The sequence below is a fragment of the Streptomyces sp. NPDC031132 genome (genome assembly GCF_055570595.1).
On the sequence record NZ_JBVIGX010000024.1, the window covers coordinates 22,998 to 38,654 of the forward strand.

Below are 15,657 nucleotides of genomic sequence, written 5' to 3' on the forward strand. Positions count from 1 at the left end.
ACATGGGTGAATTGACGGAGGCTAGGCCGCGTCGGCGGGGCGGTCCTCGTCCGGGTACTCCTCCTCGGCCTCGTCGGGGTGCGCAGGGCACGGGGGGCACAGGCGCGCGTACTCCGCCATCACCTCCTCGACCGTCTCCTTCTGCTTGCGCTCGCACGCCTTCTTGCGCGTCTCCTCCTTGCAGACGAGCTCGGCGCGGGCGCCCTCCAGTACGGCGATCGCCTGCCAGCCCTTGAGTACGCACAGCAGGGCCTTGCACAGGCAGTCGACGAACTCGGAGACCGTCTCGAATCCCCGCCAGGCCTCGGTGATGCGGCGCAGCAGCACCAGCAGGCGCGCGTACAGGCGTGTGCGCCACGCCTGATCCAAGGCCCGGCCGGAGCCATGGGCGACGGCCGCGTCCGCCCTCGCCGCCGCGGCCGCCCCGGGCTCGGCGGCCGGCGGGCCGCCCCGTCCTCTCCGCCGTCCTCTTCCGGGTCACCTTCGTCCTCGCCGGCTCTTCCGGCCGACGCAGCGCCCTGCGCCGATCGCTCGGATAGGGTGAATCGGTAGGAATCAGACCCCCCGGGGTGAGGTCGGTGCGGTGGACACATACCAGTCGACGAGCGAGGTCCCGGATCAGCCGGCCGCAGCTGTCGGGTACGCCGGTGTGCTCCGCGAGCTGCTGCCGATCGCCCTGTGGCGGGAGGACGCCGACGGACTCATCGTGGAGTGGTCGCTCGCCGCCCAGGACCTGCTCGGCCACCGCCCCGAGGACATCATCGGCCTCCCCGGCACCTCCGTGCTCGTCCCCGAGACCAACCAAGTGCTCGCCGACGACCTGACCCGGCGCGTCCAGGCGGGTGAGACGGTGGTCGGCACCCTCCCCGTACGCCACCGCGACGGGCACCGCGTCACGATGGAGATGTGGATCGTCCCCGCCATCGACCCGCAGGGCCGTACGGGGGCCATGCTGATCGCCGTGGAGACGTCCGAGGTCCTGCGCATGCGGGACTCCCTCGCAGCCCTCCAGAGCCTCTTCACCCAGTCGCCCATCGGCCTCGCCACCCTCGGCCCCGACCTGCGCTTCCTGCGCGTCAACGACGCACTGGCCCGGATGAACGGCGTCTCCGCCGCCGGTCACCTCGGCAAACGGCTGACCGAGGTCGTGCCCGGCGTCAACGCCGTCGCACTCGAAGCGACGATGCAGCACGTCCTGGACCGGGGCACCGCCGTCGTCGACGTCCGCCGCACCGGCCGCACCCCGGCCGACCCCGGGCACGACCACACCTGGTCCTGCTCCTACGCCCCGCTCCTCGACGGCTCCGGCCGCCCGCTCGGCGTGATCGCCTCCCTCATCGACATCACCGACAGCCAGCAGGCCCAGGTCGACGCCGAGCGGGCCCGCCGCCGCTTCGCCGTCCTCGCCGAGGCCGGCACGCGCATCGGCACCACCCTCGACCTGGACCAGACCGCCCGGGAGATCGTGCAGGTCCTCGTACCCCAGCTGGCCGACTCGGCCGACGTACAGCTGCTGGAGGCCGTCCTCGCGCCCGACGACGCCGCAGCCACCCACCAGGGCATGCTCCGCCGCATGGCGGTCGAGTTCCCCGACCCGGACGCCCCCACCGCCCGGCTGGCGCCCGGCCAGACCTTCCAGATCCCGGCGGAGTCGGTCTACGAGCAGGTCATCGCCGAGGGACGGCCCATGAACCTGTACGTGTCCGACGTGCACGCGCTGCTCCCCGACCCGCGCGCCACGGAACTGCGCGACTACCTCGCCACCCTCGGCTCCGCCCGGCTGATCCCGCTCGTCGCCCGCGGCACGGTGCTCGGCGCGGTCACCGTGACACGGGTGCGCGGACGCGAGCCCTTCGACGAGCAGGACTGCGTGCTCCTCGACGAGGTGGTCGCCCGCGGGGCGCTCAACATCGACAACGCCCGCATGTACACCAACCAGCGGCGGGCCGCCCTGACCCTCCAGCGCAGCCTCACCAACAGCGCCCTGCCCGAGGTCACCGGACTCGAACTCACCGGCCGCTACCTGCCCGCCAGCGACCACGACGTCGGCGGCGACTGGTTCGACGTCATCCAGCTGCCCGGCGGCCGCACCGGGCTGGTCATCGGGGACGTCATGGGCCACGGGATCCACGCGGCCGCCGTCATGGGGCAGCTGCGCACGGCCGTGCGCACCCTCGCCCGCCAAGACGTCTCCCCGACCCGGCTGCTGCGCTCGCTCGACGCCGCGGTCGCCGACCTCGGCGAGGACGAGATGGCGACCTGCGTCTACGCCGTCCACGACCCGGCCACCGGCGGCTGCACCATCGCCCGCGCCGGCCACCCGCCGCCCGCCGTGGTCACGGCGGGCGGGGAGGTCACCTTCCTCGACGGCCCGCCCGGAACCCCGCTCGGCACGGGCGGGCAGGAGTTCCGCACCGAGGAGGTCGCCCTGCCACCCGGGAGCCTGCTCGTCCTGTACACCGACGGCCTCATCGAGGCCCGCGACCGCGACCTCGACCAGGGCATGGCCCAGCTGGGACGGGCGCTGCGCGACGCCGGGCAGCCGCTGGACCGGCTGTGCGACGGAATCCTGGCGCGTCTGCTGCCGGGGGCCCCGCAGGACGACGTGGCGGTCCTGCTCGCCCGTACGACGGCCTCCCGGACCCGCTGACCGGCCCGCCGGTTCGGCCGGAGCCGGAGCGCCGGCGCGCCCGTCACCAGGCCAGGTCCTCCAGCGACTCCAGGTCCATCACCGGCGACGAGGGCTCCGGACCGCCGGTCAGCGGCAGCTCGGCCCAGATGACCTTGCCGCGCTCGGTGTACCGGGTGCCCCACCGCTCGGCGTACTGCGCGACCAGGAACAGCCCGCGGCCGCCCTCGTCGGTGGTGGCCGCGTACCGCAGGTGCGGCGAGGTGCTGCTGCCGTCGGAGACCTCGCAGATGAGGTTGCGGTCGCGCAGCAGCCGCACCCGGATGGGCGCGGTCCCGTACCGGATGGCGTTGGTGATCAGCTCGCTGAGGATGAGCTCGGCCGTGAACGCGATGTCCCCCAGTCCCCAGGCGGCCAGCTGCGCCGAGCCCGCGTTGCGCACCCGGGAAACCGCGGCCGGGTCGGCGGGCACGTCCCACTCCGCGATCCGGTCCGCCTCCAGCCGCCGCGTGTCGGCGATCAGCAGGGCGATGTCGTCGCTCGGGGACGGGAACAGCAGCGCGGCCAGCACGTCCGCACAGGCCTGCTCGGGGCTGCGCCCGGGCAGGGAGAGCGTCTGGGCCAGCAGGTCGAGGCCGGTGTCGAAGTCCCGGTCGCGGTCCTCCAGCAGGCCGTCCGTGAACAGCACGAGCCGGCTCGACTCCGGCAGCAGCAGATCGGTGGTCTCGAAGGGCATGCCGCCCACGCCGAGCGGCAGCCCGGCGGGCAGCTCCGGGAACTCCACACCCCCGTCGGGCCGGACCAGGGCCGGTCCGGGGTGTCCGGCGCTCGCCATCGTGCAGAGCCCGGAGACCGGGTCGTAGACCGCGTACAGGCAGGTGGCACCCGTGACGCCGGCCGACTCGCCCGCGCCGTCCCCGGCCTCCTCGGCGGCCCCGGACTCGTTCTGGTCGATCCGGTGGATCAGCTCGTCCAGGTGCCCCAGCAGCTCGTCGGGCGGCATGTCCAGGGTGGAGAAGTTGTGCACGGCCGTCCGCAGCCGGCCCATCGTGGCCGCCGCGTGCACCCCGTGCCCGACGACGTCGCCGACGATCAGCGCCACGCGGGCGCCGGCGAGCGGGATCACGTCGAACCAGTCCCCGCCCACCCCCGCCTTCGCGGGCAGGTACCGGAAGGCCACCTCCACCGCGCTCTGGTCCGGCAGCACCCGGGGCAGCAGGCTCCGCTGGAGGGCCACGGCCGTCGCGTGCTCCCGGGTGAAGCGGCGGGCGTTGTCGATGGAGACGGCCGCCCGCGCCCCCAGCTCCTCCGCGAACGACAGGTCCTCCTCGTCGAAGGGCTCCGGGGTGTCGGCGGCCCGCCAGAAGTTGGCCATCCCGAGAACCACGCCGCGGGCCTGGAGCGGCACCGAGATCAGCGAGTGCAGCCCGTACCCGAGCGCCTGGCGGGTGCCGGCCTCGTCCTGCGCCCGCCAGCCCATCGCCTCGTTCAGATCGGCCGCGAGCACCGCGTGTCCGGCGTCCAGGGCCGCCGCCATCGGAGCGGTGGGCACCTCGAAGCGGATGACGTCGCCGACCGGCTGCAGGGGTTGGTCGGTGCGCACCCCGCTCATCGCCGCCCTGCGCATCTCCGAGTACGCGCCGGCGGCCGGCGAGGGCTCCTCGCCCTTCAGCACCGGCTCCAGCAGCTCCACCGTGACGAAGTCGGCGAACCGGGGCACGGCCACCTCCGACAGCTCCTCGGCGGTCCGCACCACGTCCAGCGTGGTCCCGATCCGCACCCCCGCGTCGTACAGCAGTTGGAGCCGCTCCCGGGCCACCTCGGCGCGGCCGGAGAGCGCGGCGAGCTCGGTGGTGTCGCGCAGGGTCATGACGCTGCCGGACGGGTGCCCTCCGTACGGCTTGGTCGGGCGGACGTTGACGGCGAGGAGCCGGTCGCCCGCCAGGTGCACCTCGTCCGTCGCGACCCGCCCGGACACGAGCAGCGAGGTGGTGCGCGGGTCGAGGCCCAGCTCGCCCACATGGCGCCGCTCGGCGTCGGGCGGCAGGTTCAGCAGCCGCCGGGCCTCGTCGTTGGCGAGCAGCAGCCGCTGGTCGGCGCCGATGATCAGGACGCCCTCGCGCACGGCGTGCAGGACCGCCTCGTGGTGTTCGTTCATCCGGGCCATCTCGAGCTCGCCCAGGCCCCGGGTCTGGCGCCGCAGCCGCCGGCTGACCAGGGCGGCGCCGCCCGTGCCGAGCAGCAGGGCGCCGGCCGCGGCGCCGAGCAGCAGCGGCAGCTGGCCCTCGACCACCTCGGCGACGTTGGCGACCTCGATGCCGGTGCCGACCAGGCCGACGACCGCCCCGCTCGCGTCCCGTACGGGGACCACGGCGCGGACCGCGTCGCTCGGCGAACCCTTGAACATCTCGGTGAAGGAATGCCCGCCGACGGCCCGCGAGAGGTCACCGGTGGCCCGTTTGCCGATCAGCTCGGGCCGGGAGTCGGTGTAGCGGACCCCGTCGCGTGTCATCACGGCGATGAAGTCGACGCCCGCGGCCCGCCGGGCGGCATCCGCCAGGGGCTGCAGCTCGGCCGTCGGGTCCGCGCTCGTCAGGGCCTCGGGGAGGCCCGGGGCGTGCGCGAAGGCCTCCGCGGCCGCGAGGGAGCGGTGGCGCGCATCGCGCTCGGTGTCGTACCGCTCCTGGAACACGAGGGCCAGCGCGGCGGCGGCGATCAGAAGCACCACGATGAAGGCCTGGAGCGCGAAGACCTGACCGGCGACACTGCGGGCACCCAGGGAGAGGCGCGGCGGCAGCCCCGGGTCCCGCCCGGTCGGCTGCCGGGGCGGGGATCCCCTGGGTCGACCCAAACGTCCGGTCATGAGCCATTTCTAACACTGTCACCGGGATTTGGGCGGAGCTACAGGTGTGGCGGTCGCCGCAGTGCGGTACGCACGGGGGCTGAGGCCCACGTACGAGGTGAAGTGCTGGCGGAACGTGACCTCGCTGGCGAAGCCCGCCCGCCGGGCCACTTCCGGAACCGGATGGTCCGTGCGCTCCAGGAGCTTGCGGGCCTCGTCCAGGCGGTGGCCGAGGAGCCAGCGGTGCGGGGTGGTGCCGGTGGCGGCGACGAAATGGCGGGCGAAGGAGCGCGGCGACATCCCCGCCCAGCCGGCCAGCGTGGCCACGGACAGCGGCTCGTGCAGATGGCGCAGGGCCCGCTCCCGTACGGCCGCCAGGGCCTCGGCGGTCCGGTCCGCCGCCGGGGTGGGCCGGTCCAGGTACTGGGCGTGGCCGCCGGTGCGGAACGGGCCCGTCACCATGGACCGGGCGATGGCGGCGGCGGCCTCCGCGCCGTGGGCCTCCCGTACGAGGTGCAGGCAGAGGTCGATCCCGGAGGCCACCCCGGCGGAGGTCCACAGGCCGCCGTCCTCCACGTACAGCGGGGTGTCCTCGACCAGTACGGAGGGATGGCGCGCGGCGAGCTGCGGAGCCAGCCACCAGTGCGTCACGGCTCGGCGGCCCGCCAGCAGGCCCGCCTCCGCGAGGATGAACGCCCCCGCGCACAGGGCGGCGACCGGCACGCCCCGGGCGTGCGCGTCCCGCAGGGCGGCGAGGACCGGCTCGGGCGTCGGGGCCTCGGGTTCGGCCAGTGCCGGCACGACGACGAGATCGGCCTCGGAGAGCCAGTCGAGCCGCCGGTCCGGGGTCAGGGTGAGCCCGCCGGGCAGTGCGATGGGCTCGGTGCCGACGGCGCACCGGCGCATCTCGAAGCGGGGGACGCCGAGGTGGCTGCGGTCGGGGCCCCACACCTCGGTGATGACGGCGAGGTCGAAGCTGCGGATCCCGGGCTGGACGACGACGGCGACACGATGCATGCTGCCATTCTGGCAGGATCCCATCAGTTCGGGTCCCGGTTGCCGCTGTCGCCGGGGCCGTCCGGCGGAAGATCATGAAGCCATGACGAACCACGAGATCGCACTCGCCCCGAACGCCGCCCTGCTGGTCATCGACGTACAGAAGGGCTTCGACGACGCCTCCTACTGGGGCCCGCGCAACAACCCGGCCGCCGAGGGCAACATCGCCGCCCTGATGGACGCCTGGCAGGAGTCCGGCCGCCCGGTGGTGCTCGTCCAGCACGCCTCGCGGACCGCCGGCTCGGTCCTGGCCGCCGACGAGCCCGGCCACGCCTTCAAGGACTTCGTGGCCGACCGGGCGGGGCAGGAGTCCCTGCTGGTCACCAAGACGGTGAACTCCTCCTTCTACGGCACCCCGGACCTGGCCGCATGGCTCACCGCCCAGGGCATCGGCCAGCTCGTGGTCTCCGGGATCCAGACCAACATGTGCGTCGAGACCACCGCGCGGATGGCCGGGAACCTGGGCTACGACGTGCTCGTCCCGCTCGACGCCACCCACACCTTCGACCTCGAGGGCCCGGACGGACTCCGGCTGACGGCCGACCAACTGGCGACCGCCACCGCCGTCAACCTCCAGGGCGGCGGCTTCGCCCGCGTGGCGACCACGGCTCAGCTGCTCGCCGCCTCCGGGACGCCGGCCCAGCGCACGGCGTAGTACCGCAGCCGCTCGTCTTCGGCGACGAGCCGCATCCCGGCCGCGGCCATGACCCGGTGCGAGGCGGTGTTGTCCCGGTCGGCATCGCCCGCCGCCCCGGCGGCCCCGTGGGCGCGGGCGTGCTCCAGCAGCGTCCGCAGGGCCTCGGCGGCGTAGCCGCGACCGCGGGCACCCGGGACCAGCCCGTACCCGACGGTCACCACTCCGGCCGCATCGGCGGGGCCGTGGAACCCGGCGCCGCCGATGATCAGCCCGTCGCCGCGCAGCCGGATCTCGTACGCACCGAACGGGGCGGGATCCCCGCTCTCTGCCAGCACCCGCAGATACCGCCGGGCCCCGGCCCGGTCCCCCTCGGCGGGATACCCCTGCGCCCACCGGCACCCACGTTCCGGCACCCCGGCCGACACCCACCGGGCCCGTGCCGCATCCAGAGCCACCAACACGAGCCGCTCACTCACCAGCTGATCCATTCCCCACCGACTACCACCCCGGCCACCCGCCCCGCACGCGGGTTCCCGGCACTCACACGCCGTAGTCGCCCAGGCGGACCGGCTGCGTACGGCCGTGCTGCGGGGCGTCGGCGGCGAGCATGTCCAGCACCTCCTGGGTCGGGGCGGGCAGGAAGAACCGCTCGGCGCCCTCCCGGCCCAGCGCCTGGTGCTCGGCGACGTACGGGCGCATCCGGTCCTCGTACGCGGCGAAGGCCGCCCGGTGGTCGCCGCCGGCCCCGGCCAGCTCGCCCGCCAGGACGTACGCGCCGATCAGCGCCTGCGAGGTGCCGCGGCCCGAGGTCGGCCCGGCGCAGTACCCCGCATCGCCGAGCAGCACGACCCGGCCGGCGGCCCACGTGTCCATCTCCACCTGGGCGTTGGCGTCGAAGAAGAACTCCGCCGCCGCGTCCATCTCCTTCACCAGCCGCGGCACCTCCCAGCCCTCGCCCGCGAAGCGCTCGGCCACGATCCGCTTCTGCTGCGCCCGGTCGCGGCGGTCGTACTCCAGCCCGTCGGGCGCGGCGAAGTGGAAGGCCGCCCGGGCCTCGGTGTCGGCGCGGGCCGAGAAGACGTTGGCGGCCTTGCCCGGAGCGGCGTACAGCTGCCCGGTGCTCCGCAGACCGAGGTAGTTCTCCAGGTTGAAGACCGCCGTGTAGATGCCGAGGTGGCGGACGAACCGCTCCTCGGGGCCGAAGGCCAGCGCGCGGGTGGTGGAGTGCAGCCCGTCGGCGCCGACGACCAGGTCGAAGCGACGGGGCGCGCCGTGTTCGAAGGTGACGGACACGCCGTCGGCGTCCTGTTCCAGGGTCGCGACCGAGTCGCCGAAGACGTACTCGACGTCGGCGCGGGTGGCCTCGTGGAGGAGCCGGGTCAGGTCGCCCTTGAGGACCTCGAGGTCGCCGGCGAAGACCGCGGCGGGGAGGGTGGCGTACTGCCTGCCGTCGGCGTCCATCATCGCGGCGTCGCCCATCCCGGTGTCGAGCGCCCGGATCTCGTCCAGCAGGCCCATCCGGTCGAGCACGTCGAGTGCCTCGCCGCGGAAGTCGACGGCGTAGCCGCCGTCGCGGAGCTGCGCGGCGCGCTCGACGACCGTGGGGGTGAACCCGTGCCGGTGCAGCCAGTAGGCGAGGGCGGGGCCGGCGACGCTGGCGCCGGAGATCAGGACGGTCTTCGCGTGGGTCATTTCGGGTTCCCTTCTCGTTCCGATGCGTACAACGTACAGACGCAAAACCCCGGCTGTAAGGCCCCAAGTGGGCAAAGCAACCTAGTGCACTACACTCGGCATGTACTAGTGCACCAGGCAGGGTCGGGGAGGCCGGACATGACACGACAGGCGCCGTACGCGCGGATCGCGGCCGAACTGCGGCGGCGGATCGAGACGGGGGAGCTGCGGCCGGGGGACCGGGTGCCGTCGACGCGGGCGATCACCCAGCGCTGGGGGGTGGCGATGGCCACGGCGAGCAAGGTGCTGGCGCTGCTCGCGCAGGAGGGCCTCGTACGGGCCGTGCCGGGCGTGGGCACGGTGGTCGCGGCCGAGCCGGCGGGCCCGACGGGCGGCCGGGAGGACCCGGGCGCGGCCCGGACCCGGATCGTGCGCACGGCGATGGAGATCGCGGACGCGGAGGGCCTGGCGGCGCTGACCATGCGCAGGCTCGGGGCGGAGCTCGGCGTCTCGGCGATGTCCCTGTACCGGCACGTACGGAACCGGGAGCAGCTGGTGGCGCTGATGGCCGACGCGGCCTTCGGGGAGGCCCCGCTGCCGGAGCGGCCCCCGACGGGCTGGCGGGCCCGGCTGGAGCTGTCGGCGGCCGCGCAGTGGCGGCTGTACGGGGCCCACCCGTGGCTGGCCGCGGCCATGAACCTGAACCGCCCGCTGCTGATCCCGAACGGGGTCCGGCACATCGAATGGGCCCTGGCCGCACTGGAGGGCCTGGGCCTGGACGCCGATGCGCGGATGCACGCCGCGGTGTCCCTGTTCGGATACGTCCGGGGCCAGGCCGTGGACCTGGAATCCGAATCGGCGGCGACCGCCTCGAGCGGGGTGACCGGCGACCAGTGGATGCAGGCCCAGGAAACCCGGATGGCAGCCCTCCTCCAGGACGGCACCTTCCCGTCCTTCACGGCAGCCCGCACCTCCGCCGCCCTCTCCCCGGAGTCCCTCTTCGACTTCGGCCTGACCACTTTCCTGAACGGCCTGTCGATCGACATCGGCAGCGACACCTGAGCCCCACGGTGAGGCACATTCGCCCCGGATCGGGGTCAAATCCGGCCCCGCCGGCGTTTGAGGCGCGGGGTCCGGGGCGGAGCCCGGCAGCGGAGCCGCACCGGCACCCCCGGCACCCCTGCACCGGCGCAGGCCGAAAACGCCGAGGCCCGGCGCCCCACTCGGGGGGCGCCGGGCCTCGCGTGGCCGACCGGAGGTCAGAGAACGTCGGCGGCGATGTGGGCCGCGACCCGCTCCAGCAGCGGACCCGCGTTCGGGATGGACTTGGCCGGGTCGGGCTCCAGGTCCGTCAGCGGGTACGCCTTGCGGATGCCCGCCGCCTCCAGGGCCTCCTGGCCCAGCAGCAGCCGCCCGCACACCGCCACGACCGGCTTGCCCGCCGCCCGCGCCGCCGCCGCGACACCGGCCGGGGCCTTGCCGTGCAGCGTCTGCTCGTCCAGCGAGCCCTCACCGGTGATCACCAGCGTCGCCCGCTCCAGCGCCGGAGCGAACCCCAGTACCTCCAGCATCAGCTCGATGCCGGGCCGGAACGACGCGCCGATCAGCAATGCCCCGTACCCGATGCCGCCCGCGCCGCCCGCACCCGGGGCGGCGGCCAGCCGGCCGGCCTTCTCGCCGATCGACTTCTCCAGCACCACCGCGAAGTGCGCCAGCGCCGCGTCCAGCGTCGCCACGTCCTGCGGCGACGCCCCCTTCTGGGGGCCGTAGACCGCGGGCGCGCCCTTCGGGCCCGTCAGCGGGTTGTCCACGTCGCTCGCCAGGACGAGGTCGACCTCGGCGAAGCGAGGGTCGATCCCGGACAGGTCGGCGGAGGCCAGCTCCGCGAGCGCGCCGCCTCCCGGACCGACCGGTTCACCGTTCGCGTCCAGGAACACCGCACCCAGCGCGGCCAGCATCCCGGCACCGCCGTCGGTGGTGGCGCTGCCGCCCACACCGAACACGATCGAGCGCGCCCCCGCGTCCAGGGCGGCCTTCAGCAGCTCGCCCGAGCCGTACGTGGTCGCCGTCAGCGGGGCGAACACACCCGCCGGCAGCAGCTGGAGCCCGGAGGCCTCCGCCATCTCGACCACAGCGGTGCCGTCGCGCAGCGCGAAAGCGGCCGTGACCTGCTCGCCGAGCGGTCCGGTGACCCGTACCTCCCGGCGTTCGAACCCGGCCGCCACGGCGGCCGCGACCGTGCCGTCGCCGCCGTCCGCGACGGGGAGGGTCTCGATCTCCACGCCCGGTACGGCCTTGCGGAGGCCCGCCGTCACCCGCTCCGCGACCTGAACGGCCGTGAGCGAGCCCTTGAATTTGTCCGCGGCGATGAGCACGCGCGCGGTCTCAGTTACTGCTCCGTCCGTCACCTTGCTAATCCCTTGCTATCGAACAGTGCAGTCGCGCCCCCATGAGCCTATCCGGAGGATCCTCCTATGCCCATGGGTGGCCTGGGTCACGTACGGCGCACCATGCCCCTAAATGCGGATATACACCTGCATAGTGTGGCCATATGAGCGCGGATTCACCGGGAGACGCCCGTTCGGAGGGTTCGGACGACCTGGTCGCGCCGCCCTTCGTGGAACAGGGCCCGTCCCCTCCACCCGCGTCCGCGTCGACCGGCCGACGCCCCCCGTCGCGACCGCGACGCCCCCCGCCCCACCCACCCCCGAGGCGTGATCCCGGTGGGTGGGGCGGCTCGGTAGGGTTGCGGCGTGACCACCACGGATGACTACGCCACGTACATCGCGAGCCTGCCCCGGGTGCTGGCCGGCGCCGCCGCCCTCTACCGGGACGCCGAGGGACGGGTGCTGCTCGTCGAGCCCAACTACCGTGAGGGCTGGGCCCTGCCGGGCGGCACCATCGAGTCGGACCTCGGCGAGTCCCCGCGTACGGCCGCCCGTCGCGAGAGCGCCGAGGAGATCGGCCTCGACCTGCCGCTCGGCCGGCTGCTCGCCGTCGACTGGACGCTCGGCGAGGGCCGCCCGCCGCTGGTCGCGTACCTCTACGACGGCGGCGTGCTGGACGAGGCGCAGCTCGCCTCGATCAAGCTCCAAGAGGAGGAACTGCTCTCCTGGCGGCTGGTCGAGCCCGCCGAACTCACCACTTACCTCCTCGGATCGCTCGGCCGACGCACCCAAGAGGCCTACCGGGTCCTCGAGTCCGGCGAGGGCGCCGCGGAGCTGGAGAACGGCAGCCGCCCGGTCTCCTCGTGACACCGGGCTTACTTCGAGCAGGACAGAATCATCTGATGATCACGATGTACGCCTGGCCCAGCACCGCCGACGGGCCCGACGCCCTGCCCATGGTCCACTTCACCACCGAACAGCAGGAGGGCGGCGAGGTCACCGCCGAGGGGACGCCGGTGTGGCTGTTCGACACCGCGATACGCGAGGGCGGCTGGGCCCAGTTCACCGATTTCGAGGGCTGGTCCGTCCCCGCCGCCGGCTGGCAGGCCTTCTACCGCCGCGAGGACGACCTCCTCGCCGTGACCGGCCCCGGCGCCTGCGAGGGCTGGTACCAGGGCAACCTCGGCGCCGACGCCGAGTGGGTGGCGGCGGCCACCGCCCAGCAGAGCGTGGTCCTGCTCGCCGCCCCCGTCCAGCACCCCTCGCTCTACGGCTACGCGGTGGAAGCGGGCGCCGCGTTCGCCCTGCTGGTCCCGCTCGCGCTGGTCTGATCCACGCCGGTCTGATCCACGCCGGTCTGATTTACAACGTCGTCGCCCCGGCCTCGAAGGCCAGGAGCTGCACCTTGCGCTCGACGCCACCGCCGTAGCCGGTCATGCTGCCCGAGGCACCGATCACCCGGTGGCACGGCACGATGATGCTGACCGGGTTCTTCCCGTTGGCCAGGCCCACCGCCCGCGAGGCGTTCGGCTTGCCGAGCTTGGCCGCGAGCTCCCCGTACGACCAGGTCTCGCCGTACGGGATCCGTACGAGCTGGTCCCACACGCTGCGCTGGAACGCGGTGCCCTCGAGCCGGACGGGCACGTCGAACGCGGTGAGCTCACCGGAGAAGTACGCGGTCAGCTGCCGCGCCACCTCCGGAAACGGCTCCTCGGTCGGGGCGACCCGCTCCCCGAAGGACTCGTCGGCGGGCCGGTGCCGCTGCCCGGTCATGTACAGGCCGCTGAGGACGCCGTCCATGGCGACCAGGGTGAGCGGGCCGTAGGGGCTCTCGACGACGGTGTGCTGCTTGGTGCTCATGCTGCTCATGATGTTCGTGGTGTTCGTGGTGCTCATGACGGGATGCACTCCTCAGACGGGCAGGTGGTTGATGGGGTGGGCGTCGGTGGCCCACAGGTACTGCACGGCGTACGCGCGCCAGGGCCGCCAGCCGGCCGCCCGGGCGGTGAGCGCCACGGGCGTGGACGGCAGCCCGAGCTCCTTCGCGGCCCGCCGGACCCCGAGGTCGGACGGCAGGAAGGCGTCGGGATCGCCCAGCGCGCGCATCGCGATCACCTCGGTGGTCCACGGGCCGAACCCGGGCATCGCGTTCAGCTGCGCGCGGGCCGCCTCCCAGTCGCTGTCGATGCCGAGCGGGAGGGAACCGTCGGCCAGCGCGCCGACGAGGGTGGTGAGGGTGGCGCGCCGGCTGGCCGGCAGGGCCAGGGACTCCGGGTCCAGGGCGGCCAGCGCCTGCGGCGAGGGGAAGAGGTGGGTCAGCCCGCCCGCGGGATCGGGGTCGACCACCGGTTCCCCGTACGAGGTGACCAGCCGGGCGGCGTGCGTACGGGCCGCCGCCGTGGACACCTGCTGGCCGAGCACCGCCCGTACGGCGAACTCCGCCGCGTCGACGGTACGGGGCACCCGGCGCCCGGGGGCCTTGTCGACGAGCGGGGCCAGCAGCGGGTCGGAGCACAGCTGCTCGTCGACGGCCTCGGGGTCGGCGTCGAGGTCGAGCATCCAGCGGCAGCGGCTGATGGCGATGGTGAGGTCGCGCAGGTCGGTGAGGGCGAGCTGGCAGCCGATGTGATCGGGCTGCGGGGTCAGCGCGACGACCCCGGTGCCGTACGGGAGCCGCAGCGTCCGGCGGTACGCGCCGGAGCGCCACTCCTCGACGCCGGGAACGGCGGTCGCGGCGAGGTGGCCGAAGAGGTTGTCGGGGTTGAGCGGTGCCCGGAAAGGCAGGCGCAGGCTGATGGTCCCGGGCACCCGGGGGACGTGCCGGTTCGCCTTCTCGGCCCGCAGGCGCAGCTCGCCGGGGGCGAGGGCGAAGACCTCGCGGACTGTCTCGTTGAAGGTCCGGATGGAGGAGAACCCGGCGGCGAAGGCCACGTCGCCCATGGGCAGCTCGGAGGTCTCGATGAGCAGCCGGGCGGTCTGGGCGCGCTGCGCCCGGGCGAGGGCGAGGGGCCCGGCGCCGAGCTCGGCGCCCAGCTGGCGCTCGACCTGGCGGGTGGAGTACCCCAGCCGGGCCGCCAGCCCGGGCACGCCCTCGCGGTCCACGACGCCGTCCTGGATGAGCCGCATGGCCCGGGCGACGGCGTCGGCGCGGGCGTTCCACTCGGGGGAGCCGGGGGACGTGTCGGGCCGGCACCGCTTGCAGGCCCGGAACCCGGCCTGCTGGCAGGCGGCGGCGCTGGGCAGGAAGGTCATGTTCTCGACCTTGGGCGGCACCGCGGGGCAGCTGGGACGGCAGTAGATCCCGGTGGTCCGCACGGCGGTGAAGAACCACCCGTCGAAGCGGGCGTCCTTCGACTGCACGGCCCTGACGCAGCGCTCGGTGTCGGTGTACATGGCTCCAGGATCCTGGCCCAGCCCCTGCGGGGCTGGCGATTTTCCGACATCAAGCGTAGCCGCACCCGCGGGTGGGGGGCGGCCCCCGCGCAGTGTCACGGGCGGCCCGCGGGGCCCCGGGGATGCGGAAGGGCCCCCGGGGTGTGCACCCCGGGGGCCCTTCCGATAAAAGCGGCGGTCCGCGTTACGGCAGTTGCGACGCCGCACGCGCCTCGCGGCGGTTGTGACGGAACGTGTTCGCGCGACGCGTCGTCGCGAACAGCGGGATGGTCGCAGCCATCGCGATCTGCAGGGCGCAGCCCGCCTGGAGCAGCAGCTGACCACCCGGGGCGTCGAACGCCCAGGCCGCCAGCAGGCCCATGGCCCCGATGATCCAGCTCAGCATCGCCACCGCGAGGACGCCCCGCGGCTTCGGGTACTCGACCCGGCTCACCATCAGCCAGGCCACCCCGATGATCGCCAGCAGCGTCGGGACGAACGGCAGCTCCAGCAGCACGATCGAGACGACCGTCAGCGCGCCGAAGGGGCTCGGCATGCCCTGGAACATGCCGTCCTTCATCGTCACGCAGCTGAATCTCGCGAGTCTGAGCACCACGGCCAGCAGCACCACGATCGCGGCCAGCGCCGACATCTTCTGCACCGCGTCGTCGGCGACCATGCCGTACACGAGCACGAAGTACGCGGGAGCCAGGCCGAAGCTGATCAGGTCGGACAGGTTGTCCAGCTCGGCGCCCATCGGCGAGCTGCGCAGCTTGCGGGCCACGATGCCGTCGAAGAGGTCGAAGACCGCGGCGAGCAGCATCAGTATCACTGCCGTCGCGGCGCTGTTGCGGGCCATGCCCGACTCGCCGCTGCCGGTGAGGTGCGGGATGAGGATCCCGGTGGTGGTGAAGTACACCGCCATGAATCCGCACGTCGCGTTGCCGAGGGTGAGGGTGTCCGCTATCGACAGCCGCAGCGAGAGCGGCATGTCGTCCTCGGCGGACTCCTCCTCCGCGGCCTCGGGTACCCACCCACCCGACGGTGTGGTGGGAGTCTCAGG

General features: G+C 73.8%; 14 protein-coding genes. 5 read left to right on the plus strand and 9 right to left on the minus strand.

Features of this window, described 5'->3' with window-relative positions:
- Positions 1-21: 21 nt before the first annotated feature.
- Positions 22-369: a hypothetical protein gene (locus ACZ49B_RS27965; protein WP_468311157.1), complete on the minus strand. Its 348-nt coding sequence runs from the start codon at positions 367-369 to the stop codon at positions 22-24.
- Between the two features lie 214 nt (positions 370-583).
- Between ACZ49B_RS27965 and ACZ49B_RS27970 the strand changes: the two genes are divergently transcribed.
- On the plus strand, positions 584-2,650 hold the full coding sequence (locus ACZ49B_RS27970; protein ID WP_468311159.1) for a SpoIIE family protein phosphatase: 2,067 nt from the start codon (positions 584-586) through the stop codon (positions 2,648-2,650).
- A gap of 43 nt (positions 2,651-2,693) precedes the next feature.
- Here the strand turns inward: ACZ49B_RS27970 and ACZ49B_RS27975 are convergent, their stop codons facing one another.
- Both ACZ49B_RS27975 and ACZ49B_RS27980 read right to left on the minus strand, forming a co-directional pair.
- Positions 2,694-5,492 (minus strand): SpoIIE family protein phosphatase, encoded by a 2,799-nt coding sequence (locus ACZ49B_RS27975; protein WP_468311160.1) that lies wholly within the window; start codon positions 5,490-5,492, stop codon positions 2,694-2,696.
- An 18-nt stretch (positions 5,493-5,510) separates the two neighbouring features.
- On the minus strand, positions 5,511-6,488 hold the full coding sequence (locus tag ACZ49B_RS27980) for a GlxA family transcriptional regulator (RefSeq protein WP_468311162.1): 978 nt from the start codon (positions 6,486-6,488) through the stop codon (positions 5,511-5,513).
- 82 nt (positions 6,489-6,570) lie between these two features.
- Between ACZ49B_RS27980 and ACZ49B_RS27985 the strand changes: the two genes are divergently transcribed.
- Positions 6,571-7,182: a cysteine hydrolase family protein gene (locus ACZ49B_RS27985; protein ID WP_468311164.1), complete on the plus strand. Its 612-nt coding sequence runs from the start codon at positions 6,571-6,573 to the stop codon at positions 7,180-7,182.
- On the opposite strand, the gene ACZ49B_RS27990 is transcribed toward ACZ49B_RS27985, so the two are convergent.
- Positions 7,137-7,640: a GNAT family N-acetyltransferase gene (locus ACZ49B_RS27990; protein WP_468311166.1), complete on the minus strand. Its 504-nt coding sequence runs from the start codon at positions 7,638-7,640 to the stop codon at positions 7,137-7,139. The two genes, ACZ49B_RS27985 and ACZ49B_RS27990, sit on opposite strands and share 46 nt — an antisense overlap.
- Before the next feature lie 64 nt (positions 7,641-7,704).
- Positions 7,705-8,856, minus strand: a complete 1,152-nt coding sequence (locus ACZ49B_RS27995; RefSeq protein ID WP_468311168.1) for an FAD-dependent monooxygenase — start codon at positions 8,854-8,856, stop codon at positions 7,705-7,707.
- Positions 8,857-8,994: 138 nt separating this feature from the next.
- Between ACZ49B_RS27995 and ACZ49B_RS28000 the strand changes: the two genes are divergently transcribed.
- Complete coding sequence (locus tag ACZ49B_RS28000; protein ID WP_468311170.1) at positions 8,995-9,897, plus strand: GntR family transcriptional regulator; 903 nt, start codon at positions 8,995-8,997, stop codon at positions 9,895-9,897.
- A gap of 197 nt (positions 9,898-10,094) precedes the next feature.
- Here the strand turns inward: ACZ49B_RS28000 and ACZ49B_RS28005 are convergent, their stop codons facing one another.
- Positions 10,095-11,243: a glycerate kinase gene (locus tag ACZ49B_RS28005; protein ID WP_468311172.1), complete on the minus strand. Its 1,149-nt coding sequence runs from the start codon at positions 11,241-11,243 to the stop codon at positions 10,095-10,097.
- A 345-nt stretch (positions 11,244-11,588) separates the two neighbouring features.
- On the opposite strand from ACZ49B_RS28005, the gene ACZ49B_RS28010 reads away from it, so the two are divergent.
- On the plus strand, positions 11,589-12,089 hold the full coding sequence (locus ACZ49B_RS28010) for an NUDIX domain-containing protein (protein WP_468311174.1): 501 nt from the start codon (positions 11,589-11,591) through the stop codon (positions 12,087-12,089).
- Positions 12,090-12,124: 35 nt separating this feature from the next.
- Positions 12,125-12,553 carry a hypothetical protein gene (locus ACZ49B_RS28015; RefSeq protein ID WP_468311176.1) on the plus strand — a complete coding sequence of 143 codons (429 nt, stop codon included), beginning with the start codon at positions 12,125-12,127 and terminating at the stop codon, positions 12,551-12,553.
- A 31-nt stretch (positions 12,554-12,584) separates the two neighbouring features.
- Here ACZ49B_RS28015 and ACZ49B_RS28020 read toward each other — a convergent pair whose 3' ends face one another.
- From ACZ49B_RS28020 to pssA, 3 genes are all read right to left on the minus strand, one after another.
- Positions 12,585-13,118 carry a methylated-DNA--[protein]-cysteine S-methyltransferase gene (locus ACZ49B_RS28020; protein WP_468311178.1) on the minus strand — a complete coding sequence of 178 codons (534 nt, stop codon included), beginning with the start codon at positions 13,116-13,118 and terminating at the stop codon, positions 12,585-12,587.
- Positions 13,119-13,133: 15 nt separating this feature from the next.
- Positions 13,134-14,615, minus strand: coding sequence for an AlkA N-terminal domain-containing protein (locus ACZ49B_RS28025; RefSeq protein ID WP_468311180.1), 1,482 nt, complete (start codon positions 14,613-14,615; stop codon positions 13,134-13,136).
- 184 nt (positions 14,616-14,799) lie between these two features.
- The gene (gene pssA / locus ACZ49B_RS28030; protein ID WP_468311281.1) at positions 14,800-15,585 is read right to left on the minus strand and encodes a CDP-diacylglycerol--serine O-phosphatidyltransferase; all 786 of its coding nucleotides are present in this window, start codon (positions 15,583-15,585) and stop codon (positions 14,800-14,802) included.
- Between the last annotated feature and the right edge of the window lie 72 nt (positions 15,586-15,657).